Source organism: Rhizobium sp. SRI_017 (assembly GCF_057586295.1).
Window position 1 is genome coordinate 649,085 of the sequence record NZ_JBYCZP010000001.1, and the last position, 24,629, is coordinate 673,713.

26 protein-coding genes are annotated in these 24,629 nt (G+C 61.0%); 20 read left to right on the top strand and 6 right to left on the bottom strand.

Translation table 11 applies throughout. The features are described from left to right. The first annotated feature begins 95 nt into the window (after positions 1 to 95). The 14 genes from AC2YI2_RS03180 to AC2YI2_RS03245 all read left to right on the top strand — a co-directional run bounded on the left by AC2YI2_RS03180 (position 96) and on the right by AC2YI2_RS03245 (position 15,921). Entirely contained in the window at positions 96 to 1,406 is a 1,311-nt protein-coding gene (locus AC2YI2_RS03180) for an ABC transporter substrate-binding protein (RefSeq protein ID WP_487384964.1), read from the top strand. Positions 1,407 to 1,597: 191 nt separating this feature from the next. Next, entirely contained in the window at positions 1,598 to 2,470 is an 873-nt protein-coding gene (locus tag AC2YI2_RS03185) for a carbohydrate ABC transporter permease (RefSeq protein WP_487384965.1), read from the top strand. 9 nt (positions 2,471 to 2,479) lie between these two features. Further along, positions 2,480 to 3,304 carry a carbohydrate ABC transporter permease gene (locus tag AC2YI2_RS03190; protein ID WP_487384966.1) on the top strand — a complete coding sequence of 275 codons (825 nt, stop codon included), beginning with the start codon at positions 2,480 to 2,482 and terminating at the stop codon, positions 3,302 to 3,304. 19 nt (positions 3,305 to 3,323) lie between these two features. After that, positions 3,324 to 4,325, top strand: coding sequence for an ABC transporter ATP-binding protein (locus tag AC2YI2_RS03195; protein ID WP_487384967.1), 1,002 nt, complete (start codon positions 3,324 to 3,326; stop codon positions 4,323 to 4,325). Then, positions 4,322 to 5,095 carry an L-iditol 2-dehydrogenase gene (locus tag AC2YI2_RS03200; protein ID WP_487384968.1) on the top strand — a complete coding sequence of 258 codons (774 nt, stop codon included), beginning with the start codon at positions 4,322 to 4,324 and terminating at the stop codon, positions 5,093 to 5,095. The genes AC2YI2_RS03195 and AC2YI2_RS03200 overlap by 4 nt, the downstream gene beginning before the upstream one ends. Positions 5,096 to 5,149: 54 nt before the next feature. After that, entirely contained in the window at positions 5,150 to 6,637 is a 1,488-nt protein-coding gene (locus AC2YI2_RS03205) for a mannitol dehydrogenase family protein (protein WP_487384969.1), read from the top strand. A 146-nt stretch (positions 6,638 to 6,783) separates the two neighbouring features. Continuing rightward, a complete protein-coding gene (locus AC2YI2_RS03210; protein ID WP_487384970.1) occupies positions 6,784 to 7,464 on the top strand; it encodes an HAD family hydrolase in 681 nt (226 codons plus the stop codon). Between the two features lie 9 nt (positions 7,465 to 7,473). Beyond that, entirely contained in the window at positions 7,474 to 9,042 is a 1,569-nt protein-coding gene (locus AC2YI2_RS03215; RefSeq protein WP_487384971.1) for an FGGY-family carbohydrate kinase, read from the top strand. Between the two features lie 127 nt (positions 9,043 to 9,169). After that, positions 9,170 to 10,378, top strand: coding sequence for an NAD(P)/FAD-dependent oxidoreductase (locus AC2YI2_RS03220; RefSeq protein ID WP_487384972.1), 1,209 nt, complete (start codon positions 9,170 to 9,172; stop codon positions 10,376 to 10,378). A gap of 51 nt (positions 10,379 to 10,429) precedes the next feature. Then, positions 10,430 to 10,660 carry a hypothetical protein gene (locus AC2YI2_RS03225; protein ID WP_487384973.1) on the top strand — a complete coding sequence of 77 codons (231 nt, stop codon included), beginning with the start codon at positions 10,430 to 10,432 and terminating at the stop codon, positions 10,658 to 10,660. Between the two features lie 177 nt (positions 10,661 to 10,837). After that, complete coding sequence (locus AC2YI2_RS03230) at positions 10,838 to 11,602, top strand: HpcH/HpaI aldolase family protein (protein WP_487384974.1); 765 nt, start codon at positions 10,838 to 10,840, stop codon at positions 11,600 to 11,602. An 85-nt stretch (positions 11,603 to 11,687) separates the two neighbouring features. After that, positions 11,688 to 12,422, top strand: a complete 735-nt coding sequence (locus AC2YI2_RS03235) for a DeoR family transcriptional regulator (protein WP_487384975.1) — start codon at positions 11,688 to 11,690, stop codon at positions 12,420 to 12,422. 113 nt (positions 12,423 to 12,535) lie between these two features. Further along, positions 12,536 to 13,516, top strand: a complete 981-nt coding sequence (gene deoC / locus AC2YI2_RS03240) for a deoxyribose-phosphate aldolase (RefSeq protein WP_487385284.1) — start codon at positions 12,536 to 12,538, stop codon at positions 13,514 to 13,516. 5 nt (positions 13,517 to 13,521) lie between these two features. Next, positions 13,522 to 15,921 carry an aldehyde dehydrogenase family protein gene (locus tag AC2YI2_RS03245; protein ID WP_487384976.1) on the top strand — a complete coding sequence of 800 codons (2,400 nt, stop codon included), beginning with the start codon at positions 13,522 to 13,524 and terminating at the stop codon, positions 15,919 to 15,921. Between the two features lie 126 nt (positions 15,922 to 16,047). Here AC2YI2_RS03245 and AC2YI2_RS03250 read toward each other — a convergent pair whose 3' ends face one another. Continuing rightward, positions 16,048 to 16,296: a LuxR C-terminal-related transcriptional regulator gene (locus tag AC2YI2_RS03250; protein WP_487384977.1), complete on the bottom strand. Its 249-nt coding sequence runs from the start codon at positions 16,294 to 16,296 to the stop codon at positions 16,048 to 16,050. Positions 16,297 to 16,863: 567 nt separating this feature from the next. Between AC2YI2_RS03250 and AC2YI2_RS03255 the strand changes: the two genes are divergently transcribed. Then, entirely contained in the window at positions 16,864 to 17,751 is an 888-nt protein-coding gene (locus AC2YI2_RS03255) for a DMT family transporter (RefSeq protein ID WP_487384978.1), read from the top strand. On the opposite strand, the gene ung is transcribed toward AC2YI2_RS03255, so the two are convergent. Beyond that, on the bottom strand, positions 17,748 to 18,440 hold the full coding sequence (ung, locus tag AC2YI2_RS03260; protein ID WP_487384979.1) for a uracil-DNA glycosylase: 693 nt from the start codon (positions 18,438 to 18,440) through the stop codon (positions 17,748 to 17,750). The genes AC2YI2_RS03255 and ung overlap by 4 nt on opposite strands. 183 nt (positions 18,441 to 18,623) lie before the next feature. On the opposite strand from ung, the gene AC2YI2_RS03265 reads away from it, so the two are divergent. Further along, entirely contained in the window at positions 18,624 to 19,835 is a 1,212-nt protein-coding gene (locus AC2YI2_RS03265; protein WP_487384980.1) for a mandelate racemase/muconate lactonizing enzyme family protein, read from the top strand. Between the two features lie 18 nt (positions 19,836 to 19,853). Here the strand turns inward: AC2YI2_RS03265 and AC2YI2_RS03270 are convergent, their stop codons facing one another. Beyond that, positions 19,854 to 20,123, bottom strand: coding sequence for a DUF1488 family protein (locus AC2YI2_RS03270; protein ID WP_487384981.1), 270 nt, complete (start codon positions 20,121 to 20,123; stop codon positions 19,854 to 19,856). A 106-nt stretch (positions 20,124 to 20,229) separates the two neighbouring features. On the opposite strand from AC2YI2_RS03270, the gene AC2YI2_RS03275 reads away from it, so the two are divergent. Both AC2YI2_RS03275 and AC2YI2_RS03280 read left to right on the top strand, forming a co-directional pair. After that, complete coding sequence (locus AC2YI2_RS03275; protein ID WP_487384982.1) at positions 20,230 to 20,829, top strand: hypothetical protein; 600 nt, start codon at positions 20,230 to 20,232, stop codon at positions 20,827 to 20,829. Further along, entirely contained in the window at positions 20,826 to 21,104 is a 279-nt protein-coding gene (locus AC2YI2_RS03280) for a hypothetical protein (RefSeq protein ID WP_487384983.1), read from the top strand. The genes AC2YI2_RS03275 and AC2YI2_RS03280 overlap by 4 nt, the downstream gene beginning before the upstream one ends. A gap of 57 nt (positions 21,105 to 21,161) precedes the next feature. Here AC2YI2_RS03280 and AC2YI2_RS03285 read toward each other — a convergent pair whose 3' ends face one another. Together AC2YI2_RS03285 and AC2YI2_RS03290 are read right to left on the bottom strand one after the other, a co-directional pair. Continuing rightward, a complete protein-coding gene (locus AC2YI2_RS03285; RefSeq protein ID WP_487384984.1) occupies positions 21,162 to 21,302 on the bottom strand; it encodes a hypothetical protein in 141 nt (46 codons plus the stop codon). Positions 21,303 to 21,327: 25 nt separating this feature from the next. Next, positions 21,328 to 21,678 (bottom strand): hypothetical protein, encoded by a 351-nt coding sequence (locus AC2YI2_RS03290; RefSeq protein ID WP_487384985.1) that lies wholly within the window; start codon positions 21,676 to 21,678, stop codon positions 21,328 to 21,330. Positions 21,679 to 21,916: 238 nt separating this feature from the next. Between AC2YI2_RS03290 and AC2YI2_RS03295 the strand changes: the two genes are divergently transcribed. Continuing rightward, the gene (locus AC2YI2_RS03295; RefSeq protein WP_487384986.1) at positions 21,917 to 22,225 is read left to right on the top strand and encodes a YgaP family membrane protein; all 309 of its coding nucleotides are present in this window, start codon (positions 21,917 to 21,919) and stop codon (positions 22,223 to 22,225) included. A 3-nt stretch (positions 22,226 to 22,228) separates the two neighbouring features. Here the strand turns inward: AC2YI2_RS03295 and AC2YI2_RS03300 are convergent, their stop codons facing one another. Beyond that, entirely contained in the window at positions 22,229 to 22,588 is a 360-nt protein-coding gene (locus tag AC2YI2_RS03300; protein WP_487384987.1) for a hypothetical protein, read from the bottom strand. Positions 22,589 to 22,774: 186 nt separating this feature from the next. On the opposite strand from AC2YI2_RS03300, the gene AC2YI2_RS03305 reads away from it, so the two are divergent. Next, the gene (locus AC2YI2_RS03305; protein ID WP_487384988.1) at positions 22,775 to 24,520 is read left to right on the top strand and encodes a diguanylate cyclase domain-containing protein; all 1,746 of its coding nucleotides are present in this window, start codon (positions 22,775 to 22,777) and stop codon (positions 24,518 to 24,520) included. Positions 24,521 to 24,629 lie beyond the last annotated feature (109 nt).

Consider the following 24,629-nt stretch of genomic DNA (forward strand, 5'->3'; position numbering starts at 1 on the left):
CAGCGACGAATCTTGATTGACACCGTCAGCCAGAGACGAGTAAATGCCCATGAGCATAGCATTTGCTCAGCTTTTTCTTCTGGGAGGAAGATCTCATGAACTTGAAGACTCTCTTGCTGGGCACCAGCGCAGCAATCGCCATGTTCAGCATGGCCCAAGCCGAAACCATCACCATCGCGACCGTCAACAATGGCGACATGGTCCGGATGCAGAAGCTGACGGACGATTTCACCAAGGCAAATCCGGATATCCAGCTCGAATGGGTGACGCTCGAGGAGAACGTGCTCCGTGAGCGCGTCACGACGGACATTGCCACCAAGGGCGGTCAATATGACGTGATGACCATCGGAACCTACGAAGTTCCGATCTGGGCAAAACAGAGCTGGCTGCTGCCGCTCGAAAATCTCGGCGCCGACTATGACGTCGATGATATTCTGCCGGCCATCCGCGGCGGCCTCTCCGTCGACGGCAAGCTCTATGCCGCACCGTTCTATGGCGAGAGCTCGATGGTGATGTACCGCAAGGACCTCATGGAAAAGGCAGGGCTGACCATGCCCGACGCCCCGACCTGGGAATTCATTGCCGATGCAGCGCGCAAGATGACCAACCGCGATGAAGGCATCAACGGCATCTGCCTGCGTGGCAAGGCCGGCTGGGGTGAGAACATGGCGTTCCTGACCGCTATGTCCAACTCCTTCGGCGCACGCTGGTTCGACGAGAGCTGGAAGCCGCAGTTCGATTCCCCGGAATGGAAGGCGACGCTCGACACCTACGTCAAGCTGATGAACGATGCCGGCCCGCAGGGCGCGTCGTCCAACGGCTTTAACGAGAACCTGGCGCTGTTCCAGCAGGGCAAGTGCGGCATGTGGATCGACGCCACCGTGGCGGCTTCCTTCGTTTCCAACCCGAAGGACTCCACTGTCGCTGACAAGGTCGGTTATGCACTGGCCCCGGATACGGGCCTCGGCAAGCGCGGCAATTGGCTCTGGGCGTGGTCGCTCGCCATACCGGCCGGCTCGCAGAAGGCAGCTTCGGCGGAAAAGTTCATCGCCTGGGCAACTTCGAAGGGCTATCTCGAACTCGTCGCTTCCAAGGAAGGGTGGGCCAACGTTCCTCCGGGCACGCGCACCTCGCTCTACAACAATGCCGAATACCAGAAGGCTGCTCCCTTCGCGAAGATGACGCTCGACAGCATCAACTCCGCCGATCCGACCAAGCCGACTGTCAAGCCGGTTCCCTATGTCGGCGTGCAGTTCGTCGCCATTCCTGAATTCCAGGGCCTCGGCACGACTGTCGGCCAGCTCTTCTCGGCGGCTCTCGCCGGCCAGATGAGTGTCGATGAAGCACTGAAGCAGGCTCAGGATGCAGCCACGGCAACCATGACCGAAGGCGGATATATCCAGTAATCGTCTCCCAAGGACGAACTTTGGCCGCCCGGCCTGGTCCGGGCGGCCCCTTTCAAAGACTTCTCAGGCGTCGCGGGAGTTCTGGCGCCTGCGTGACGAATTCCGGAAATACGCTCGAGAAGAAGTAGGCTGGTGTTGTCTCTCCCGCTTGCGGGATCCGTGACAGGACCGCGATAGGGGAGGAGCAAGGAATGGCTACGCAACAAACCCGGACATTGGCCCGCACCATGCTGGCGCCGTCAGTTGTCCTGCTGCTGATCTGGATGGCTGTGCCGCTGGCACTCACACTCTGGTTCTCGTTCCAGCAGTACAATCCATTGAACCCGATACGCGATGGCTTCGTCGGCTTCTCCAATTACCTTCTCTTCTTCAATAATCCCGCCTTCCTGTGGTCGATCCTCAACACGCTGACGATCGTGGCGAGCGTGCTCGTCATCACGCTGGTCGGCGGCATCCTGCTTGCACTGCTCCTCGACCAGCCGATGTGGGGTCAGGGCATCGTGCGCATTCTCGTAATCTCACCCTTCTTCGTCATGCCGCCGGTGGCGGCACTGGTGTGGAAGAACATGATCATGCACGCCCAGTACGGCGTGATCTCTGACATGTTGCGCGGGATCGGTCTCAGTCCGATCGACTGGTTCGGGCGGTTCCCGTTGCTGTCTGTCATCATCATCGTCGCCTGGCAATGGCTACCCTTCGCCACGCTCATCCTGCTCACCGCGCTGCAATCGCTCGACGGCGAGCAGAAGGAAGCGGCCGAAATGGACGGCGCAAACTTCTTCGACCGTTTCATTCATCTGACGCTGCCGCATCTCGCCCGTGCCATCACCGTGGTGATCCTGATCCAGACCATCTTCCTGCTTTCGGTCTATGCGGAAATCCTGGTCACGACCAATGGCGGCCCCGGCTATGCGTCGACCAACCTGCCGTTCCTCGTGGCCCAGAAGGCGACGCTGGAATTCAAGATCGGCCAAGCCTCCGCAGGCGGCATCATCGCCGTCATCCTCGCCAACATCGTCGCCTTCTTCGCCATGCGCGCGGTTGGCAAGAACCTCGACCGATAGGAGCGCATCATGGCACGAGCTGTTTCCACCAGACGTACCGCAGTCGTCACCGTCGCGGCATGGGCTGTCGCCCTCCTGATCTTCTTTCCGATCCTCTATACGATCATCACAAGCTTCAAGTCGGAGCAGGAAGCGATCCAGGGCTTCAACCTGATCCCGTCCTTCACGCTGGAGAGCTATTATGATGTGCAAAGCCAGTACAACTACTTCAGGCCATTCCTGAATTCGGTGATCCTGGCACTCGGCTCAACGGTGCTGGCGCTCATCGTCGCTGTGCCGGCGGCCTGGTCGATGGCGTTTGCACCCACGCGCCGGACCAAGGACATCCTTATGTGGATGCTCTCCACCAAGATGATGCCGGCGGTGGCGGTGCTATTTCCGATCTACATGCTGTTCCGCGACCTCGGCCTGCTCGACAGCCGCATCGGCCTGACGGTCATGCTGATGCTGATCAACCTGCCGATCGTCGTCTGGATGCTCTACACCTACTTCCGCGAAATTCCGGGTGAGATCCTCGAAGCGGCACGAATGGATGGGGCTTCACTCTGGGGTGAGATCTATTACGTGCTGCTGCCGATGGCGGTGCCCGGCATCGCCTCGACCATGCTGCTCAACATCATCCTGGCCTGGAACGAAGCCTTCTGGACGATCCGCCTGACCACGACCAATGCAGCGCCACTGACCACTTTCATAACCTCGTTCTCGAGTCCGCAGGGTTTGTTCTGGGCCAAGCTCAGCGCCGCCTCGACACTCGCCATCGCACCAATCCTGATCATGGGCTGGTTCTCACAGAAGCAACTGGTCCGCGGCCTGACCTTTGGCGCCGTGAAATAAGAAATTCCGGGAGGGAACAATGGGCAATATCGTACTGAAGAAAGTCAACAAGTCGTTCGGCGCCACGCAGGTCATCCCGGGCATCGACCTCACAATCAACGAAGGCGAATTCGTCGTCTTCGTCGGCCCGTCTGGTTGCGGCAAATCCACGCTGCTCCGGCTGATCGCCGGCCTCGAAGACACGACCTCGGGCAAGATCGAGATCGACGGACGCGACGTCACCGGCGAAGCGCCGGCCAAGCGCGGGCTGGCGATGGTGTTCCAGTCCTATGCGCTTTATCCGCATATGACGGTCAAGAAGAACATCGCCTTCCCGCTCAAGATGGCGAAGATGCCGGAAGACCAGATCGAGAAGAAGGTGAGCGAGGCCGCGCGCGTGCTCAACCTTACCAACTATCTCGAACGGCGTCCGGGTCAGCTCTCCGGCGGTCAACGCCAGCGCGTCGCGATTGGCCGCGCCATCGTCCGCGAACCCTCGGCCTTCCTGTTTGACGAACCGCTCTCCAACCTCGACGCCGCGCTGCGCGGCACGATGCGGCTTGAGATCTCCGAACTGCACCAGCAGCTCAAGACCACGATGATCTATGTCACCCACGACCAGGTTGAAGCCATGACCATGGCCGACAAGATCGTGGTGCTGAACGCCGGCAATATCGAGCAGGTCGGCTCGCCGATGGATCTCTACCATCGGCCTGACAACCTCTTCGTCGCGGGCTTCATCGGTTCGCCGAAGATGAACCTCGTGGGCGGCGCCATCGCACAGCCCTATGGCGCGACCACGATGGGTATCCGCCCAGAGCATCTCGGCATTTCCACGAGCGAGGGCGCCTGGAAGGGGACGGCCGGCGTCGCCGAACATCTCGGCTCCGACACCTTCATCCATGTCAACACCGAGAGCGCGGGGACGGTGACGGTGCGCACATCAGGCGATTTCCAGATCCGCCACGGCGATACCGTCTACCTGACGCCGGATCCGGCACGCGTCCACAAATTCGGCCCGGACGGAAAGGCAATGAGATGAAACGCCTTGAGGGCAAGTCCGCACTGATAACGGGATCAGCACGCGGAATCGGCCGGACCTTCGCGGAAGCCTATATCCGCGAGGGTGCCAAGGTCGCGATCGCCGATATCGACGTGGACCGGGCGAGCCACACGGCCTCCGATCTCGGACCTTCTGCTCATGCGATCCAACTCGACGTGACCGACCAGGACTCGATCGACGCCGCCATTCGGTCGGTCGAGGAAAAGACCGGCGGGATCGACATCCTGGTCAACAATGCCGCGCTCTTCGACCTCGCGCCGATCACCGAGATCACCCGCGCCTCCTATGAGAAGCTATTCACGGTCAATGTGGCGGGCACGCTGTTCATGATGCAGGCAGCAGCCAAATCCATGATCAAGAGCGGCAAGGGTGGCAAGATCATCAATATGGCGAGCCAGGCCGGCCGGCGTGGCGAGGCGCTCGTCGGCGTCTATTGCGCGACCAAGGCCGCCGTCATCTCGCTGACCCAGTCGGCGGGCCTGAACCTGATCGCACACAGGATCAACGTCAACGCGATTGCGCCCGGCGTTGTCGACGGCGAACATTGGGACGATGTCGACGCGAAATTTGCCAAATACGAGAACCGGCCTCTCGGTGAGAAGAAGCGCCTCGCCGGCGAAGCGGTGCCCTATGGCCGCATGGGTCGCGCCGAGGATCTGACGGGGATGGCGATCTTTCTGGCCTCGTCGGAAGCCGATTACATCGTCGCCCAGACTTACAATGTCGATGGCGGCAACTGGATGAGTTAGTCTGAACTAACGGTCTGGTCTGAATGGGGCCGATCTGCAAAGGGAATGCATGCGATGAGTACCAAACTTTCACTCGCCAATCTGGGCGCCATCTCGCAAAGAGCTGCCGTGCCCGCCTACCAGCGCAGCGATCTGAGGGCCGGCATCGTTCATTTCGGCATCGGCAATTTCCATCGCGCGCATCAGGCCGTTTATCTTGACGACCTCTTCAACACCGGCAGGGACCGCGACTGGGCGCTGATCGGCGCCGGCGTCACTGTTTATGACGGCAATATGCGCGACAAGCTCAAGAGCCAGGATTATCTGACAACCGTCGTCGAACAGGATGTCGGCAAGTCGGAAGCGCGCGTCACTGGCGCCATGATCGATTTCCTCGACCCCAGCGACCGCGCCGGCATCATCGAGAAAATCGCCGAGCCATCGATCCGCATCGTCTCGATGACGATCACCGAAGGCGGCTATTTCATCAATCCGGCTTCGGGAAAATTCGATCCCGAGCATCCGGCGATCGTCGCGGATGCCCGGAACCCTGCCGATCCCAAGACGGTGTTCGGCATCATCCTCGCCGGCCTGCGGCTGCGCCGTGATCGCGGCATCGTGCCTTTCACGGTCATGTCCTGTGACAATATTCCGGGCAACGGCCATGTGACGGAGAATGCCGTCGCCGGCCTCTCCCGCCTCTCCAACGACACGGACTTTGCCGACTGGATCGCCAAGAATGTCGCGTTTCCCAATTCAATGGTTGATCGTATCACCCCGGCCACCGGCACACGCGAGATCGACCATTGCCGCGAGAACTTCAGCATCGATGATGCCTGGCCGGTCTATTGCGAAGAGTTCAAGCAATGGGTGATGGAGGACCATTTCACCGCCGGCCGCCCGGCGCTGGAGGATGTCGGCGTCACCTTCGTCGATGATGTCGCGCCCTTCGAGCTGATGAAGATCCGTATCCTCAACGGTGGCCATGCGGCGATCGCCTATCCCGGCGCGCTGCTCGACATCCATTTCGTCCACGAGACGATGGAGGAGCCGCTGATCCGCGATTTCCTCGCCAAGCTCGAAACAACGGAAATCATTTCCTGCGTGCCGCCGGTGCCCAACACCGACATTCAGGACTATTTCAAGCTGATCGAGCGGCGCTTCGCCAATCCGAAGATCGGCGACACCGTGGCGCGTCTTGCCCAGGACGGCTCAAACCGCCAGCCGAAATTCATTCTGCCCTCGACCTCGGACCGGCTGGCCAAGGGAGAGGACGTGCAGGGACTGGCGCTCGTCTCGGCGCTCTGGTGCCGCTATTTCGAGGGCAAATCCGACTCCGGCAAGGTGATCGAATTCAACGATGCGAGCGCTGACCGGCTGCAGGCGGCGGCTCTGGCTTCGCGCGATAATCCCCTCGCCTTCCTGGAACTCAAGGACATCTTCGGCGAGGTCAGCGATTCCGGCCAATTCCAGAAGCGTTTCACCGAAGCACTTGCCTCGCTGCGCAAGGACGGAACACGGGCGACGCTGAGAGCCTATATCGACGGCAGCCTCGGAGCCTGATATTCCGCGTCCCGAACCCTCCCGCTTCAGCCAAGAAGCGAGGGACGCGGCACGGCGATGAGGGGCATTCTCCATGCCCCTCATCCTGCCGCGATGGGCAGGTCGAGCGCGTAGCGCCTGAAGAAATTGGAACGGGCGGTTCGCGCATGGTGAGCACCAAGAACGGCAAACTGGTCATCTTCGACTGCGACGGCGTGCTTGTCGACAGCGAGCCGATTGCCTTTGCCGTGCTGCGCGAAATGCTGGCCGATGCCGGGCTCACCTTCACCGAAGCTTGGGCTTACGAGAATTTCCTCGGCAAGAGCATGGCCTCGATCACAGCAATGGTCGCGCGCGAGCACAATCTCGAACTCGACGAGGTGGCGCTGGCTGCGATGCGGAAGCGTCTCTACGAGCGCTTCGAGGCGGAGCTCAAACCGGTGCATGGTATCGACACCTTGCTTGCTGGCTTTCCTTTCGCCCATTGCGTCGCCTCGTCCAGCCAGCTTGAACGCATCCGCCTCTGCCTGACGAAGACAGGGCTGATCGATCATTTCGAGCCGAATATCTTCTCCGCCAGCATGGTGGCGAACGGCAAGCCGGCGCCAGATCTCTTCCTCCATGCCGCGCGCACGATGGGATATTCACCGCGAAACTGTATCGTGATCGAAGATAGTCCGGCCGGCATCCGCGCCGCCAAGGCCGCGGGAATGACCGCTTTCGCCTTTACGGGCGCCTCGCATGCCGTGGCATCCAACCTCCGACCGCTCGTCGAAAGCTTGAAACCGGCTGCCATTTTTGATGATATGGCGCAGCTTCCGGGACTAATCGCTGCTTCAGGAAGCTAGGGCGGAGTAATGGGAAAATACTTGGTTGCCGTGGATGTGGGCACCGGCAGTGCCCGGGCCGGTGTGTTCGACCGGCAGGGGCGTACGCTTGGTCGTTCGAGCTTCCCGATATCGATGAAGGTCAGCGGCGGCCAATTCGCCGAGCATGATTCCGAGGAAATCTGGAAGGCCGTCTGCCGCGCCGTGAAGGGCGCCCGCGACGAAGCGGGCATAGCACCCGCTGACATTGCCGCTATTGGATTCGACGCTACCTGCTCGCTTGTCGTGCGTGATGCCAATGGTCAGCCGCTTTCCGTGGCACGGGGCGGAGAAGCCGGCTGGGACACGATTGCCTGGCTCGACCACCGCGCTGTCGCCCAAGCCGACGGGCTGACACGGTTTGGCGGCGAGGCGGTTCGCCATTCCGGCGGAACGATTTCGCCCGAGATGCAACTGCCCAAGTTGCTGTGGCTGAAGCGCCATCTTCCCGATGTCTGGAACAGGGCCGGCATGATCTTCGATCTCGCCGATTTCCTGACATGGCGCGCGACGGGCAGCCTTACCCGCTCGATCTGCACGCTGACGGCAAAATGGAACTATTTCAGTCACACGCAGGAAGGCTGGAACCGCGAGGAACTGACACGAGCCGGCCTCGACGATCTCGGCGCCCGCGCCGGAATCACCGAGCTTCCGGCTGCTATCGGAACCTCGCTCGGTCCGCTGACAGCAGCGGCGGCCGAGGAACTGGGCCTGGCGACGTCAGCGGTCGCGACGCCGGGCATGGTGGATGCCTATGCCGGCCATCTCGCCCTTCTCGGTAGCGACCCGGCAGCCTCCGGGCAGGCTGGGTTAATCGGCGGGACATCGAGTTGTCTGATGCGCTTCTCTCGCGCGCCGCAATACCTTAAATCCTTCTGGGGCCCTTATCGCGATGTGGCACTACCCGGCTTGTGGGCGATCGAAGGTGGCCAGTCTGCCACAGGCGCGCTGCTCGACCATATCGTCCGCACCCATGGCAACGGGCTGGAGCCGACACCCGGCACGCACGAGCTCATCCTCGAGCGCATCGTGGAACTCGTCACCGAACATGGCGACGGCTTCGGCACGCCGATGCATGTGCTCCCTGACTTCCACGGCAACCGGACGCCGCTCGGCGATGCACGCGCCACCGGCACGATCCATGGCCTGACGCTGGACGGCACTTTCGACGGCATGTGCGCCATCTATTATCGTGCGATGGTGTCGCTCGCGCTCGGCATCCGCCAGATCCTCGATCTCATGGAATTCGATGGACCGATCAACACGCTCCATCTCGGCGGCGGACACGCACGCAACGGGCTGCTCGCCCGGCTTTATGCCGATGCGACGCGGCGGCAGGTGGCGATTTCGGCCGGCGAGGAGGCCATGCTGCTCGGGACGGCCATGGCCGCCGCGACCGCCGCGAGCCTGCATCCCTCGCTTGAAGATTCCTGCGTGGCCATGGCGCGGCCTGCGACCATCATCGCGCCCAACGAGATTCGCTCGCAGGCGCTCGACCGCGATTACCGCATCTTTCTCAAGATGCAGGAACATCGCCGCGAACTCGATGCGCTCGCCTGAACACTTTGAACCATTGATACCGGCCGTGAACAGGATTACTTCCTGCGCAGACGGGCTACCCAAAAGGGTGGCCGCATGATTATTCTGAATAAAGATTCAAAATCTGTGGGTGGGCGGGAGTGACGACATGAAGACTGTGATTATCGGCGGCAGCCATGCGGCGGTTTCGCTCGCGGCCCAGCTCCGGCACCTTTCGCCCCAGGCCGAAATCACCATCATCAGTGCGGACAAGGAAGTTCCCTATCAGCGGCCGCCGCTGTCCAAGGGCTACATGTCTGGCAAGGTGACCTTCGACCAGGTCGTGCTGCGCCCAGAGGACTGGTATGGTCCGAACCACATAGAGCTGCTGAGAGACGCCCGCGCCGAAGCTGTCGACCGCCATGCACGCATCGTCACGCTCGCCGATGGCGGCAAGGTCTCCTATGACAGGCTGGTCTTCGCCACCGGCGCACTCCCCCGTCGCCTGCCATCCGAGATCGGCGGCCATCTGCCCAATGTCTATGTCATGCGCGACCATGGCGATGCGCTGAAGTTGATGGAGCGGATGAAGGAGGGCGCCAGGCTCGTCGTGATCGGCGGCGGCTATATCGGCCTCGAAGCCGCCTCGGAAGCCGCCAAGAAGGGTGTGTCCGTCACCGTGATCGAAGCGGCCGACCGCATCCTCAAGCGCGTCGCGTGCCCGGAAACCGCGGAAGATATCAAGGCGCTGCACGAGGCGCATGGTGTGAAGATCCTCGAGGGCGCGCAGTTGCATGAAATCCATGAGAAGAACGGCATTGCCGATGGCGTCATTCTCGCCGACGACACGGTTATCCCGGCCGATTTCATCATCACTGGCATCGGTGTAAATCCGGACATCGCGCTCGCCGGGACGGCGGGGTTAACATGCGACAACGGAATCGTCGTGAATGAGCGGCTGGAGACCTCAGATCCCAATATCTATGCCATCGGCGACTGTGCGTCCTTTCCCTATCACGGCCGCATGATCCGGCTGGAATCGGTGCAAAACGCCAACGATATGGGCATCACCGCTGCGCACAATATCCTGGGCGAAGGCAAGGCATACAAGCCGGTTCCGTGGTTCTGGTCGGATCAATTCGAGCTCAAGCTGCAGATCGCCGGGCTCAATGCCGGCTACGACCAGGTCGTGACCCGCAAGGGCTTGCGGGAGGGCGCGAAGTCGCATTTCTATTTCCGTGACGGCACCTTCCTTGCCGCCGACTGCCTCAATGACGGCGCCGCCTATATGATGGCGCGCAAGATTCTCGAGGGCGGCAAGATGTTGACGCCGCTGCAGGTCGGCGACCCCAATTTCAACATGAAATCGCTCCTATAGTGTATCGCGACGCATCCGCCGGCGTCGCGGCCGCATGCATGGGAGATCGAGATGAATGACGCGTTTCGCTATGTGAGAGTCTTTACGATGTTGGGGCTCATGGTCGCAGCGACGGTCATAGGCATGCGAAGCGCGGTCGGCTGGACCTTTGCCGCCAAGCCCGATATGTGGAGCACGGATGACCGCCACTTGCGGCTCTCAGTCGAAGAGAGCCAGACTGCCGAATATGATAAACAACCATACAAAGGCGGAAAGTTCCAAGCTCAGTATGAGAAACTGTAGCCTGTTCATCTAGGCCTCCTCCCGAAGGCTTGCAGGAGAAACGGTCGGGGGGCGGAATGGTTCATTGCCCGCCCACTCGTAGCCCGGCAAGGCAACCAGAAACGCAAATCTTCCCACTGCGGCATTGTGGTTCCTGACATCCCCAGCTATCAAAATCGGGAGGAAGAGGAGTCCGCCATGCCTGCCCCGACAAACAAGCTCAAGGCCGCGCTCAAGGCGGGCAAACCGCAGCTGGGCCTTTGGCTGTCTCTCGTCAGCAGCTACTCGGCTGAGCTTCTCGGCGATGCCGGATTCGACTGGCTGCTGATCGACGGCGAGCATTCGCCAAACGACCTGCAGACCATCATGCAACAGCTGCAGGTGCTGCGCTTTTCGGAATCGTCGGTGCTGGTGCGCCCGCCGATCGGCGAGACCTGGCTGATCAAGCAGTTGCTCGATGCCGGTGCGCAGTCCCTTCTGATACCGATGGTCGAAAGCAAGGCGCAGGCAGAACAGCTGGTGCGGTCTGTTCGCTATCCGCCTCGCGGCATTCGCGGCGTCGGTGCCGGCTCGGCCCGCGCTTCCCATTTCGGTCATATCGCCGACTATACGGCCACTGCCGATGCCGAAATCCTGCTGATGCTGCAGATCGAGACTCGCGCCGGCATTGCGGCGCTCGACGATATCGCCTCGACGGATGGTGTCGATTGCGTCTTCATCGGGCCGGCCGATCTCTCGGCTGACATGGGCTACCTTGGCCAGATCTTCGCACCCGAAGTCCAGACGGTGATTGAAGATGCGATCAAGCGCATCCTCAAGCATGGCAAGGCAGTCGGTGTCTATATGGCCAATCCCGACTACGCCAAGCGCTATCTCGAACTCGGCGCCACATTCATCGCCATGGGGTCGGATGCATCGTTGCTCGCTTCGGGATCCAAGCAATTGCAGGCGCAATTCAAATGACAGAATTGTTACGATCCTCACACGACTATTGACCTTCGCTAAGATAAGCTGCATTTTGATGCCTTATCCGTGAAGGACATCTCACATGGCGCCCCGCAACAAGGACCGCCTCGATCAGCTTGCGTCGCTGTTGAACGAGAAAGGCGTGATGCATCTCAGGGATGCGGCGCGCGAGCTCGGCGTCTCCGAAATGACGGTCCGACGCGACATTGCGAGCGAAACCGCGCGCTTTGCCTATCTCGGCGGCCATATCATGCCGGCCGGGAAGGTCGAGCCCGAGCAACCCTACGAACTGGCTGCACAGGCCGACCGTCATGCGGACGCCAAGCGCGCGGCCTGCCGGCATGCGCTCGGCCACATCCATGCCGACGACACGATATTCGTCGACTGCGGCACGACCCTCCAGCATCTCATTGATCTCGTTCCGCAATCCGTCCCACTGACGGTCGTCTGCTACGCGCTGAACATTGCCGAGCGGCTCGCTTCGACACCCAATATCCGGCTGATCCTGCTCGGCGGCCTCTATCACCCCGAGACGGCGTCCTTCTCCGGTCCGCAGGGCCTCGATACGCTTGATCGCGTCGGCATCAACACGGCATTTCTGTCTGCCGCCGGTCTCGATATGATGCGCGGCGCAACCTGCGCTCATTTCCACGAGGTCGCCGTCAAGCAGAAGGCGATCGCGACGGCGCAGAAGAATCTGCTCGTGATCGATAACTCCAAGCTGGGGCGTGTGAAGCCCGCTTTCTTTGCCAATGCCGACGTTTTCGATGTCATCTATACCGAGGATGGGGCATGGTTTGCCGAGGAAGCCGCGTGAAAGTGCGGCGGGCGTGCTTGACCGCATGTCGTATTGATGCGATTATAACAAATATCTGTTAGAAAAATAACATCCTGGCTTCGCCAAGGGAGGCTAATGTGGATACGACAACGATGGGAAGGCCGAAGGCCGCGACCAATCACGGCTGGCCGCGCAATCCCGGCATGGAGCTCGACCTCGGCATGGTCGAGGCGCAGCGCGTGAACCTGTCGGCGGGCGAGCGGCGGGTCGCTTCCCTGCCCGGCCGGCGAACGGTGAAGAAGGATGCGCAGGCAGCGTGGCTCTTGAAGGCGCTGACCTGCATCGACCTCACGACGCTCAATGGCGACGACACGCCAGGCCGCGTCAAGCGCCTCTGCGCCAAGGCAGCCAATCCGATCCGACAGGACCTGCTCGACGCCATCGGCATGGGCGACCGCCGCATCACGACTGGTGCGGTCTGTGTCTACCACCGTTTCGTCTCCACTGCTGTCGAAGCACTTGATGGCACCGGCATCCCGGTCGCCGCCGTCTCCACCGGCTTCCCGGCCGGCCTCTCGCCGCACGCGACCAAGGTGAAGGAGATCGAGGCATCTGTCGCCGATGGCGCCAAGGAAATCGACATCGTCATCACCCGCGAGCATGTACTGACCGGAAACTGGGATGCGCTCTACAAGGAGATGCAGGACTACCGTGCCGCCTGCGGCGATGCCCATGTCAAGGCGATCCTGGCGACCGGAGACCTCAAGACGCTGCGCAACGTCGCCCGCGCCTCGCTGGTCTGCATGATGGCCGGTGCCGATTTCATCAAGACCTCGACCGGCAAGGAAGGCGTCAACGCCACGCTGCTGGTCACGCTCGTCATGTTGCGCATGATCCGCGAATATGAGGAACGCACCGGCTTCAAGGTCGGCTACAAGCCGGCCGGCGGCATCTCGTCGGCCAAGGACGTGCTGAACTACCAGTTCCTGATGAAGGACGAACTCGGCCGCGAATGGCTCGAGCCCGACCTTTTCCGTATCGGCGCCTCCACGCTGCTCTCCGACATCGAACGACAGCTCGAACACCATGTCACGGGCGCCTATTCGTCCTTCAACAGACACCCGATCGGATGACCGCCATGAGCAAGTCCAATGTAGCGAAATTCTTCGACGACATGTCCTACGGCCCCGCCCTGGAAGCCGACAACGAAGCGCGTGCCTGGCTTAAGCGCCACAACGGCACCTTCGGCCATTTCATCAACGGCGAATTCCGCCCGTCGCAGGGCGGCAAGACTTTTGTCACCCATGAGCCTGCCACCGGCGGCGACCTCGCTAAGCTCGCGATCGGCACGAAGGAGGATGTCGACGCCGCCATCAGCGCGGCCCGCAAGGCGCAGGCGCAATGGTCGAGGATTTCGGGCCACCAGCGCGCCCGGCATCTCTATGCGCTCGCACGGATGATCCAGCGCCACGGCCGCCTGTTGGCGGTCATCGAAGCGATCGACAATGGCAAGCCGGTGCGCGAGACGCGCGATATCGATGTGCCGCTCGCCGCCCGCCATTTCTACCACCATGCCGGCTGGGCCCAGTTGCAGGAGAGCGAGTTCGCCGACCATGCGCCGGTCGGCGTGATCGGCCAGATTATTCCCTGGAACTTCCCGCTGTTGATGCTGGCCTGGAAAGTGGCGCCGGCGCTGGCGCTCGGAAACACGGTGGTGCTGAAGCCCGCCGAATTTACCTCGCTCACCGCCTTGCTCTTCGCAGAGCTTGCCGCGGCAGCCGGCCTGCCCGCAGGCGTGCTCAATGTGGTGACCGGCGAAGGCGAGACGGGCGCCATGATCGTCGAGCATGAGGGCATCGACAAGATCGCCTTTACGGGCTCCACCGAAGTCGGCCGCATCATCCGCGAAAAGACAGCAGGGTCCGGCAAGTCGCTGACGCTGGAACTCGGCGGCAAGTCGCCCTTCATCGTCTTCGACGACGCCGATATCGACGGTGCGGTCGAAGGCGTGGTCGATGCAATCTGGTTCAATCAGGGCCAGGTCTGCTGCGCCGGCTCGCGCATCCTGGTGCAGGAAGGCGTCGCCGAGAAGTTCCATGCGCGGCTTAACCGCCGCATGCAGACGCTGCGTGTCGGCCAGCCGCTCGACAAGTGCATCGACATGGGCGCGATCGTTGCGCCGGTGCAGCTCAAGCGCATCGAGGCGCTGGTGAAGCAGGGCGTCGAGGAAGGCGCACAGCTCTACCAGAGCGAGATCGAGCTGCCGAAGGGCGGCTCCTTCTTCCGGCCGACGCTGCTCGCCAATGTCCAGCCGACCTCGATTGTCGCGACCGAAGAAATCTTCGGGCCGGTCGCGGTCTCCATGACCTTCCGCACGCCCGATGAGGCGGTGCAACTCGCCAATCACTCGCGTTACGGCCTCGCCGCCAGCGTCTGGAGCGAAACGATCGGCTTGGCGCTTCATGTCGCCGCCCGCCTGCAGGCTGGCGTCGTCTGGGTCAACGCGACCAATCTCTTCGACGCTTCGGCCGGCTTCGGTGGCAAGAAGGAATCGGGCTTCGGCCGCGAGGGTGGCAAGGAAGGTGCCTACGAATATCTCAAGCCCAAGGCCTGGAGTAAGAGCAAGGCACGCGTCGACTATACGGTGCCGCAGCTCCGTTCGACGACAGGGAGCGGCGACTTCTCGGCGCCGCTGATCGACCGTACCGCCAAGCTGTTCATCGGCGGCAAACAGGCTCGTCCTGATGGAAACTACAATCGCCCGATCGTCTCGCCCAAGGGCAAGCTCGTCGGTGAAGTCGGCGAGGGCAATCGCAAGGACATCCGCAATGCCGTCGTGGCAGCGCAAGGGGCCGGCGGCTGGGCGAGCGCCACGGCACATAACCGGGCACAGATCCTCTACTACATCGCTGAAAACCTCTCTGGCCGCGCCGATGAATTCATCGCCCGCATCGCGGCCCAGACCGGCCGCACGCCGGGCTCGGCCCGCGCCGAGTTCGACGCAGCCGTGTCGCGCCTTTTCACCTATGGCGCCTGGGCGGACAAGTATGAGGGCGTCGTCCACCAGCCGCCGCTGCGCGGCGTGGCGCTGGCTCTACCTGAGCCGCAGGGCGTGGTCGGCGTGGTCTGCCCGCCGGAAGCGCCGCTGCTCGGTTTTGTCAGCCTGGTCGCCCCATTGATCGCAGTCGGCAACCGTGTCGTGGCTGTACCGTCGGAGCCCTACCCGCTTTCGGCGACCGATTTCTACACAGTGCTGGAGACCTCCGACCTGCCGGCCGGCGTGGTCAACATCGTCACCGGTTCGGCGATGGAGCTCGGCAAGTCGCTGGCGACCCACAATGACGTCGACGCCGTCTGGGCCTTCGGCTCGCAGGCGCTGTCCGAGATGGTGGAAAAGGGCTCGGTGGGCAACCTGAAGCGGACATTCACGGACTACGGCAAGGCCTTCGACTGGATGGACGCGGCGCAGGCCGAGGGGCCGCTCTTCCTCAGGAAGGCGACGGATGTGAAGAATGTCTGGATTCCCTATGGGGAATAGGCGCTGAAAAGAGGGAAGAGAAAGGGGCGCGGCAGACAGGTCCGCCAACCTGACCTAGGGAGGCTTGTCGAATAGTTCGACGCCCCGCAAAGGCCTCCAAAGGTTGCCTGCCGCACCCGACCGCAATCATATTGTCATGATTGCGGTCATTTCGTCGGATAGATATCGCGCGATGGCCTGCATTCTGTTGGATGCACCCAGTTTGCGTTGTGCACAGTAGAGAAGAATGCGGGCCTCCTTTGCGGTAATGCCGACATCAGAGGCAATGTCCTCGACATTTCGCCCCCTCGCGGCAAGGGCAAGGCACTTGCGTTCGAGGCTACAAAGTTCCTCCGGTCCGTGGAATCCGTCTCCAGGGTCTTTCATTGCGGCCATCTTGTCCTAAGCCATTTGTCGGCGGGGCGGTGACGCGGTTGAAACCGCTTTCAATCCAGCCCCGAAAACATGCCACCCGCTTGGGTGGCTTCTTGGCAGCGATCGATTGGAATGGCGGTCTTATATCCGCGTCTACGACTCGGCGCCTTCCCTTGGTACGCCGAAATTTTACCATTTGGTCAAAAATTTATGCGGCGCCGTCAATGCGGGATTGAATGGGCAAATGCCAGATTATCCAGCATTTGCTCATATATGAGAGGATGCAATAATGTTATATCTGAAGAGTTTCATCCTGCGGAGCGGTGCCAATTATGGCGTATAGAGCGAAAATATTGGCGCCTTTTGGCAAGATTGTGCGTGCGCCGCTGAGCGGTCTATGCAATTTTCGAATATCAGCCCTGTGAACATTGTCAAGGGTTTCGTTTTGCACTCTTGGCGAAACAGGCTTGGCCGTTCCGGACTGTGGGGGAGACCTCTATCCCCCTTGCGCTGCGGAGGGAGCGCCAATCTGTTCTGGATGGCCATTGGTCGTTGCCGAGGCAGGCAATCTCTGGTCAGATGCAAACGATGACTATCTCACCGTCGACGATCCGCGGACCGCTCTTCATGCTGGTCGCCACCGGATCCTACCTGATCAACGACTCGATGATGAAGCTCGCCACAGTGGGCCTGCCCTCCTACGAGGTGCTGTTCCTGCGCGGCTTGGCGGCGCTCTTTTTCGGCCTGCCGGTTCTCCTGCTGCTGGGACAGGGAAAGAGCGCGCCGAGGATGTTCGACGGGCGCGTGCTGACACGCAACCTGCTCGAGACCGGCGCCATCCTGACCTATATCGTCGCGCTCGCGCATATGCCGATCGCCGACGTGGTGGCGCTGGGCCAGGTGGCGCCGCTCTTCATCATTCTCGCCGGATCGATCCTGTTTCGCGAGCGGATCGGCGGCGTGCGCATGGCCCTGATCGGCCTCGGCTTTGCCGGAGCGCTGATGGTGGCGCAGCCAACCATGGAGGGCGTCTCGGTCTATGCGGTCCTCGCCTTCGCCAATTCGGTGTTTTCCGCCGCCCGCGACATCGCCAGCCGGCGGGTCAGCGCCGAAATCCCCGGCATGGTGGTGGCTCTCTCCGCCGCCTTCGTGGTGATGGTCGCCGCCGGCCTTGCCCACCTCCTGACGGAGAATTGGGTGGCGCCCGGCTCACGCCATGTCCTGCTGCTGCTCGGCGCCGGCTTCTTCCTGATCATCGGCCACTTCTTCATCTTCATGGCCTACCGGATCGGCCCCGCATCCGTGGTCGCCCCCTTCTATTACAGTTTTTCGGTCTGGGCGGTCATTTCCGGACTGGTGGTGTTCGGGGACGTTCCGAACGCTCTCGCCGCCGCGGGCCTCGCCCTCATCGTCGCGAGCGGGCTCGCCATCGTGCTGCTCGACCACCGGCGGCGGCGGCTGATGCCCTCGGCCTAAGCGTCCGCCGGCAACCGCCAATCGATCGGCGAAAGCCCCTTCGATTCGAGGAAGCGGTTGGCCTTGGAAAAATGCTTCGAACCGAAGAAGCCATTATGCGCCGACAGCGGTGACGGATGCGGCGCCTTGAGGACCAGGTGTTTTTGGGGATCGACGAAGGCCGCCTTCTTCTGCGCATAGGAGCCCCAGAGCATGAAGACCGCCGGACTTTCCTGTTCGTTGACGCGCGCAATGACGGCATCGGTGAACTTTTCCCAGCCCTTGCCCTGATGCGAGGCGGCGAGCGAACGCTCGACCGTCAGTACGCTGTTGAGCAACAGCACGCCCTGCTTCGCCCAATGTTCGAGATGTCCATGCCGCGCCGGCGGAATGCCGAGATCCTCCTGCATTTCCTTGTAGATATTGACCAGCGACGGCGGGATGCGGACGCCCGGCTGAACCGAGAAGCAGAGCCCATGCGCCTGCCCATCACCGTGATAGGGATCCTGGCCGAGGATGACGACCTTGACCTTGCCGAGTGGAGTCAGATCGAGTGCCCGGAAATATTCCGCGCCGCGTGGAAAAATCACCTTGCCCTGGTTCTTCTCCTCGATGAGGAAGCTCTTGAGATTAGCCATGTAGGGCGCGGAGAACTCGCCGGCCAGTGCCTGCTTCCAACTATCTTCGAGTTTGACCGATGGTTCGCTCATGGCTGTCTCCTTGGGGACGAAATCGAAGCGGATGGCGGCGTATGCTGCAACACCGAACTTCGGTTATGCACATCTTCCCTGCGCTATGGACGGTTCAAATTCCGCCTGTTTCCTGACGGTTCCCGGCGTGCCCATACGTCACCAATCTGCTAGAACGCCACTACATTTCGGGAGACGGATTTCATGAAGATCACCGACGTCAAGACCTGGGTCGTGGCCAATGGGGCCGGCTTCGGCGGGCCCTACTTCATCTTCGTCAAGCTGACCACCGACGGCAATGTCGTCGGCTATGGCGAGGCCTATAACGCGACCTTCGATCCGCATCTCACCGCCAAGCTGATCGAGGATTGCGCGGCGCGCTATCTCGTCGGCCGCGATCCTCACGACATAGAAGTCTTCTTCCGCAATGCCTATTCCTCGGGCTTCACCCAGCGGCCCGATGTCACCATGATGGGCTGCGTCTCGGCGCTGGAAATCGCCTGCTGGGACATTATCGGCAAGGAAGCGAACAAGCCGGTCTACAAGCTGCTCGGCGGCCAGGTGCATGAGGCGCTGCGCACCTATACCTATCTCTACCCGAAGTCCGGTTCGGTCGTCCCGGCTGATCTCGCCGGCACGAAGAATGTCTATAACGATCCGGACATGGCAGCCGCGACCGCGCTCGAATATGTCAAGGACGGCTTCAATGCGGTGAAGTTCGACCCCGCGGGTCCCTATACGATCTATGACGGCCACCAGCCGCGCCTGATCGATATCGACCTCTCGGCCCGCATGGTGAAGGCGGTGCGCGAGGCAGTCGGCACGAAGGCCGACATCCTGTTCGGCACCCATGGCCAGTTCACCGCGTCGGGTGCTCTCCGCATGGCGAAGGCACTCGAACCCTATGATCCACTATGGTTCGAAGAGCCCGTGCCGCCCGACATGCCGGAAGTGATGGCGCAGGTTGCGCGTGGCACGTCGATCCCGATTGCCACCGGCGAGCGGCTGACGACCAAGTGGGAATTCGCCCGCGTCATCGAGAACCGCGCTGCAAGCATCCTGCAGCCCGATCTCGGCCGTTCCGGCGGCATTCTGGAGACCAAGAAGATTGCCGCAATGGCCGAGGCCTTCCATATCCTGATCGCGCCGCACTGCTATTGCGGCCCGATCGTCGCCGCGGCGAACATCCAGTTGGCGGTGACACTGCCCAATTTCCTGATCCTAGAAGCGATCAAGCAGTTCGATGGCTTCCACGAGACGCTGCTAAAGCAGAAGATCGAATGGCAGGACGGCCATGTCATCCCATCCAAGGAGCCGGGTCTTGGCGTCGAGCTCAACGAAGCGATCCTCGACGATTATCCGTGGACCGGTCCGCAACTGCATCTTTCGATGGTGCCCCGACCCGTGGGTGGCTGAAAGCCACCCAAAAGCGCGTCAGTGAAAGTCGGCGGCCGTCAGAACGCACATATTGTTGCGCTTGCCGCGCGCATAGGCCTTTTCCGCGGCCTCCAGGATCCATCGCCGCTTCTCATCAAATGCGGAGAGCGCATCCTTTTCGCTCGAGACTTTTGCTGCCGCGGTCTTTGCAAGAGCATCGAGGCCGATGAAGAACCGAACCTCGAACATTCCGTCGTGCCCGAGAAATCGAACGCGCTGCTCGGCGGTATCGTAGCTGCGGCTGCGATTGGGAAATGCGATCGACATCGTAGACTCTCCTGGCAATCATAATCTCAAGGAATTCATGTTATACATCATTAAGTCGTATGCGTGTTTTCAGTTGAATATTTTTGAGAATATTTTCGCATAATTCATGAATTTTCTTTCTATTTACCTCATAAATACAAATGGCGCGGGTCTGAAACTTATTCGCGCCGCAAAGAAATTCTATGCTGCAGGTTGCGGGACTGGATTTTTCAAATCCGACCAATGGAAGGAAAGCCGCATGCATGCTGGCGACAAGAAGCGTTATTTTACCACGTCCGACATTGCCATGCTGCGCCGGGTTTTGGACAAGGCAGGGTTGCCGGACGAGGTGGCACATCCACAATATGACAAGCGAGACGCCGCAGCGCGGCTGCTCGTTGCGCTTTTCGAACAGGGGATCACGATCGAAAACAAGCTCACGGAGGCATTGAAGGCCAGCATGACTTCATCGAGCACCGTGACGAGCCCTACCTACCAAGTCACCCGCGAAAGCCTGCACTTCGGCCCCACAAAGACAGTGTCCGCTGTCGGTGGCTATCGCTATGGAAAGCGGATCGAGAGGAATGGCACCTGGACCATTTACCATGTATTCAGCGGCGTTCCGGCCGAATATGCCGCATGGAAAATGGTCGGTCTTGATGTGAAGACCGCGGCGCGGGCGCTGAGAATTCTCAACGTGCCGGCAGGCGCGCGAGTTGCGCCATGACCAGCCGCTCCTCAAGCTCCGTCGTCACCTTCGCGCAGCCCTTCACCATCGGCGCGCAGACGGAAATGCTGCCGGCGGGCGCGTATAACGTGACGGTCGACGAAGAACTGATCGAAGGCCTGTCCTTCGCCGCGTACCACCGTATATCGACGATTCTCGAAGTTCCCGCGATCGGCACCGCTTCAGCCATTAAGCAATATCTTCATGTCTCGGCCGATGACCTCGACGCGGCACTTCGACGTGATCGTCTCAGCCCCGAAATCGGTATTGCGTAGGACTGGGTGTTCCCCCGGAAGCTTGAAAAGGATTCCGGGGTCTGCAGCCTCAGCGCGTCACTTGCTCTTCTTGCCGATGGGGACCGTGCTGCCCGCGAGCTTGACCTGTGATCCCTCGACAGTTACCGGCTTTGCGGCACTCTTGTCCTTCTTGGGTTTTCGCGTTTCCTTGTTGCCGCGAACCTGACCTTTTGCCATGCGCTAGTCTCCTCCGGTTGATTGATCAAACAGCTTTGCCGAGCTGCACTTCGCAGGCTGCGGCGAGAAGCGAGTTGGGCTTGTCGGCGCCCATGGGCGTCGCCCATCCAGCCTTTTCCAGAACGCCACGGCGATTGTAGCCGGTCGCCGCCTTCAATTCTGCAAGTACAGTGATGGCGGCCGGATCTTCCTTCGATCGGGCAATGCAATAGGGCATGAGAGCCTGAGCCACTTGCTCGGCCGCTTGGTCCTTGGAGTATTTCTCCTTTGCGGTGGTTGTGACCCATCCGCCGTAAGAGAAGCCGACAAAGGCCATTGCGACTGCACCCGCCACCGCGCCGAAGCTCGCTGGCTGGACCCATTCGGGAATATTCATGGAAGTATCCGATCCTGAAAAATTGCTCCCACATCGCGAGCAATGCAGACAGACTAACATGGATCGCATGCAGAACCGATGGAAATCGCATGCCATCGATCGGCGCTAATCGGCGCGTCGGTTGGTGAACCTTGCCGTGATTGGCGCATTGGAAGCTTAACATCCGCCGGTCATCTGGAAGTCCGGCGCACAAATAGCCATCTTTGAACGAGAGCCTCTGCCCCGCGATGGAGAAAGAATGACCACACGCGACCAGGAACGCCTCGACCGCATCGTCGAGCGATACTCCGCCCGGCTCCCAGGTTGGATGGCGCGGTTCATCGAGTGGGTTCGCAAGCCGGAACTCCGGCTACTCCGGATCATCGCCGGCATCATGCTGGTGCTCTGCGGCTTCGTCGGCTTCCTGCCGATACTCGGCTTCTGGATGGTGCCGCTCGGTTTGCTGCTGCTGGCGCAGGACATCACCTTCCTGCGCCGGCCGGTGGTCAACGCGATCTACTGGTGCGAGCGCAAATGGCAGTCCTGGCGGCGGAAGCGCAGTTCCTGACGTCTATTTGTTGGCTTTCTGCCACTCGTCGTTCTCGCGGCACTTTTCCCATGAGGCCTGGCCCCATTCGCGCAGTGCCTTGAACTTGATGTAGCCCAGTGTCCCGAGGCCGGCGAGCTTCATGTCGCGCAGATAGCCTTCGTCGCAATCCTTGCGGTTCTTGCCCTGTGGATCCGAATAGCAGGCGTCGTGATTATAGCAGGCGATATTCTCGCCCTTGGACGGCTTCTGCAGCACCGCGTCGTTGCAATAGGTCTTGCTCGCCTTGTAGGGCGCCTTCGACGTGTTGGTCACCGGCACGGGATTGGCGAGGGCGGATCCGGCAAAGGCCGCGATGGAGAGGGCAAGAGCGAGGCGATTCATGCGAGTCTTTCCGGAGCGTGATTCTTGCTGATGCAGCGTGGTTCGCTTCTATGTGATTCGGGAAAACGGATTTTTAACGACAGAGCCTGCGGCAAAAGCGTGAAAGGTCGAGCACTCTAACGGTTTTCTAATATATTCGCGTCAGTATCCATTGCATGAGGTACCCCCGCCTCCGAGCTTGTATGGATGAGTAGACCCGCCAATTCTCCCATCCGGCATGAAACCGACAGCGATGCAGCCTTTGCCAGAATGGCACGGGTGCTTGCCGCCGCCATGCCTGCTGCCGTGATCCTGCTTGCCGGCGAGGACACGACCGGATCCGTGCGCCCGCTTACGCATTGGTGTGAGCGGCAAGGCGAAGACGTATCCGCGGCCGTCACCTCGTCCATCAATTCGGACACCGTTGAGATCGGCGGACACCTGGCCCCGGTCCTGCGCTCGCACCGCTTCGGCCCCTGCGGCGCCACCTTGCAGGTGATCGTGCTCGGCTCGATCCCCGGACGTGCCTTCAACGCCCGCGACGCTGCACTGCTCGACGATATCGTCGACATGGCCGCGCCCAAGCTTGCAAGCGCCTCCGTCGCCCAGACACCTGAAATCACCGAACTCAAGCGCCGGGAAGAATCGGCGCGGCTGCTGTTCGAATCCCACCCGTTGCCGATGCTGGTGATCGATGTCGAAACGCTTGTCATTCTCGACGTCAACGCCGCATCCGTCGCTTTCTACGGCTATTCGCGCGACGAGATGCTGGCGCTGCGCCTGCCTGATATACGCCCCGAAAAGACCAGTGGCGAGATCGGCTGGTATCTTGACAACGCTGATGATGCCGAGGTCGCTGACCGACCGCGCATCCATCGCCTCAAGAGCGGCGAAGAACGCGTCGTCCGCGTCAGCATGCAGATCGTCGAGCGCGACGGGCGCAAGGTCATTCTTGCTGCCTTCTACGACATCACCGAGCGCCAGAAGATGGAAGCCGAAGTGTTGCGCACCCGCGCCTTCCTGCGTCACGTCGTCGACACGATCCCTGTCGCCGTCTTCGTCAAGGACATGCGCGACGACGGACGCTATGTGCTTTACAACAAGACCGGCCAGGACGTGCTGGGCTTCGACGGCGCCTCCGTCATCGGCAATTTCGATACAGATCTCTTCGACCCCGAGGTCGTCGCCGAATTCCGGCGGCAGGATGAGGAGACGTTGAAGCGAGGGGCTTACGACTTTGTCGAGGAAACCTTCGCCACGGGCCGGGATCACCAGGTCCGCTTCATCCGCACCCGCAAGGTTGCACTCAAGGACGGCGCAGACGGCAAGGCGCGCTATGTGCTCGGCATTTCCGAGGACATTACCGAACAGCGGGTCCGCGAACGTGAGATCGCCCATCTCGCCCACCACGACTCCCTGACCGGCCTGCCCAACCGCTTCCAATTCGAGAGCCGGATGGCGCCGGCGGTTACCAGCCTCGCAGAGACGAACGAACAGCTCGCGGTCTTCTTCATCGACCTCGACGGTTTCAAGGCCGTCAACGACACATTCGGACATTCGGCCGGCGACGTTCTGTTGTGCGGCGTCGCCCGGCGGCTCGAGGAGACGGTCAGGAGCGGTGATCTTGTCGCGCGCTTTGGCGGCGATGAATTCGCCGTACTGGCGACGATCCACAAGCCGGGCGAGGCCGCCTGGATTGCCGCGCGTTTGGTCAACGCCCTTTCGATGGACTATCACATCGATGGCGAACACGTTCGGATCAGCGCTTCGATCGGCATCGCGCTCGCTTCCAATTCCGGGGAAACCGTCGGCAGTCTTATGCAATGCGCTGACGGCGCCCTCTATGAAGCCAAGCGAGCCGGCAAGAATCGTTTCGTCTTCGGCAGCCCCAAGCCTGCAACAAAGCGGCACACGGCCGACGCCATCGAGCTTCTCCCCCGCATCATGGGCTGATCGAATTTTCGATCTGTTGGGTGCGGGTGCTTCCAATCCTGCCTGCCGCATCCCATATTGCCGTTGCTCGTGTCTGTGTCTGCTGCTCTATAGCAGCAGCAACGGGAGG

Coding starts and splice junctions, on each gene's coding strand:
- AC2YI2_RS03180 (WP_487384964.1), top strand. CDS start 96: ATGAACTTGAAGACTCTCTTGCTGGGCACCAGCGCAGCAATCGCCATG.
- AC2YI2_RS03185 (WP_487384965.1), top strand. CDS start 1,598: ATGGCTACGCAACAAACCCGGACATTGGCCCGCACCATGCTGGCGCCG.
- AC2YI2_RS03190 (WP_487384966.1), top strand. CDS start 2,480: ATGGCACGAGCTGTTTCCACCAGACGTACCGCAGTCGTCACCGTCGCG.
- AC2YI2_RS03195 (WP_487384967.1), top strand. CDS start 3,324: ATGGGCAATATCGTACTGAAGAAAGTCAACAAGTCGTTCGGCGCCACG.
- AC2YI2_RS03200 (WP_487384968.1), top strand. CDS start 4,322: ATGAAACGCCTTGAGGGCAAGTCCGCACTGATAACGGGATCAGCACGC.
- AC2YI2_RS03205 (WP_487384969.1), top strand. CDS start 5,150: ATGAGTACCAAACTTTCACTCGCCAATCTGGGCGCCATCTCGCAAAGA.
- AC2YI2_RS03210 (WP_487384970.1), top strand. CDS start 6,784: ATGGTGAGCACCAAGAACGGCAAACTGGTCATCTTCGACTGCGACGGC.
- AC2YI2_RS03215 (WP_487384971.1), top strand. CDS start 7,474: ATGGGAAAATACTTGGTTGCCGTGGATGTGGGCACCGGCAGTGCCCGG.
- AC2YI2_RS03220 (WP_487384972.1), top strand. CDS start 9,170: ATGAAGACTGTGATTATCGGCGGCAGCCATGCGGCGGTTTCGCTCGCG.
- AC2YI2_RS03225 (WP_487384973.1), top strand. CDS start 10,430: ATGAATGACGCGTTTCGCTATGTGAGAGTCTTTACGATGTTGGGGCTC.
- AC2YI2_RS03230 (WP_487384974.1), top strand. CDS start 10,838: ATGCCTGCCCCGACAAACAAGCTCAAGGCCGCGCTCAAGGCGGGCAAA.
- AC2YI2_RS03235 (WP_487384975.1), top strand. CDS start 11,688: ATGGCGCCCCGCAACAAGGACCGCCTCGATCAGCTTGCGTCGCTGTTG.
- deoC (WP_487385284.1), top strand. CDS start 12,536: ATGGGAAGGCCGAAGGCCGCGACCAATCACGGCTGGCCGCGCAATCCC.
- AC2YI2_RS03245 (WP_487384976.1), top strand. CDS start 13,522: ATGAGCAAGTCCAATGTAGCGAAATTCTTCGACGACATGTCCTACGGC.
- AC2YI2_RS03250 (WP_487384977.1), bottom strand. CDS start 16,296: ATGGCCGCAATGAAAGACCCTGGAGACGGATTCCACGGACCGGAGGAA.
- AC2YI2_RS03255 (WP_487384978.1), top strand. CDS start 16,864: ATGACTATCTCACCGTCGACGATCCGCGGACCGCTCTTCATGCTGGTC.
- ung (WP_487384979.1), bottom strand. CDS start 18,440: ATGAGCGAACCATCGGTCAAACTCGAAGATAGTTGGAAGCAGGCACTG.
- AC2YI2_RS03265 (WP_487384980.1), top strand. CDS start 18,624: ATGAAGATCACCGACGTCAAGACCTGGGTCGTGGCCAATGGGGCCGGC.
- AC2YI2_RS03270 (WP_487384981.1), bottom strand. CDS start 20,123: ATGTCGATCGCATTTCCCAATCGCAGCCGCAGCTACGATACCGCCGAG.
- AC2YI2_RS03275 (WP_487384982.1), top strand. CDS start 20,230: ATGAATTTTCTTTCTATTTACCTCATAAATACAAATGGCGCGGGTCTG.
- AC2YI2_RS03280 (WP_487384983.1), top strand. CDS start 20,826: ATGACCAGCCGCTCCTCAAGCTCCGTCGTCACCTTCGCGCAGCCCTTC.
- AC2YI2_RS03285 (WP_487384984.1), bottom strand. CDS start 21,302: ATGGCAAAAGGTCAGGTTCGCGGCAACAAGGAAACGCGAAAACCCAAG.
- AC2YI2_RS03290 (WP_487384985.1), bottom strand. CDS start 21,678: ATGAATATTCCCGAATGGGTCCAGCCAGCGAGCTTCGGCGCGGTGGCG.
- AC2YI2_RS03295 (WP_487384986.1), top strand. CDS start 21,917: ATGACCACACGCGACCAGGAACGCCTCGACCGCATCGTCGAGCGATAC.
- AC2YI2_RS03300 (WP_487384987.1), bottom strand. CDS start 22,588: ATGAATCGCCTCGCTCTTGCCCTCTCCATCGCGGCCTTTGCCGGATCC.
- AC2YI2_RS03305 (WP_487384988.1), top strand. CDS start 22,775: ATGAGTAGACCCGCCAATTCTCCCATCCGGCATGAAACCGACAGCGAT.